The 729-nt window shown below is 37.0% G+C and carries 1 pseudogene; it reads right to left on the bottom strand.

Annotation, left to right across the window (positions count from 1 at the left end):
- A pseudogene (locus ACFIQE_RS11125) lies at window positions 1-259 on the bottom strand (filamentous hemagglutinin); the annotation flags it as partial.
- Between the last annotated feature and the right edge of the window lie 470 nt (window positions 260-729).

Raw genomic sequence — 729 nt, 5'->3', positions numbered from 1 at the left:
TGCCACGACTATGGGCATCAAAATGCAATCCTGTGTTACCATAACGAGATATGAGATCTTTTGCTTCTTGTGTTAAATTGGTCAAACCCCAAAAGTTATTTTCCATAAACTTCTGATAGCCTGCGACCAGAAGTTCTGAAATAGCAGAATCCGCTTGAGGGAACACAACAAAATAAAGCGGCGCATTTTGATCCTGCACATTTTGCTCTGCATAAACAGTAGCTTCATAGGGTGAGGTAAAAATGCCATCGAGGAACACATGCACCTTACCATCAGAATCAGCTTGTACCCTTAATGACGATATGTCACGTCCTCATAAGAATATGAAATAGAGATCCTCTTAAAGTATAGAATGAAGTGCAATACAGATAAACAGTCAATTTTACATATTATGACAACATTAATTACTTTTATGCCTGCTTTTTCCCTTGCCTAAAAAACAGCTTTTTAAAAACATTTCTAGGAACAATGATTCCATAACTGAACGAACTTATATTGATACCCAAGCTCTTAATGAAGTCATTATAAAAGACACTGGGCACAAGCAATTCTGTATAGACTCTCAAGAAAACAAGAAAACTACCCCTTACAATAGAATCACTATTCCAAAGCAAAACCTCACCCTCTATTTAAAGAAAAGCAGAAACACCCGCATTTCATGCAACTCATCAATGCACCAAAGAAAGCTTTCCAACCCAGAAGAGAGATAAACGAAAAAACCACGATACA

It is taken from the genome of Bartonella sp. AA1HLJMS (genome assembly GCF_042197445.1).
GTDB lineage: Bacteria > Pseudomonadota > Alphaproteobacteria > Rhizobiales > Rhizobiaceae > Bartonella.
The sequence above is the reverse complement of the archived record's forward strand: the minus strand, read 5'-3'. Positions and strand labels throughout refer to the sequence as shown.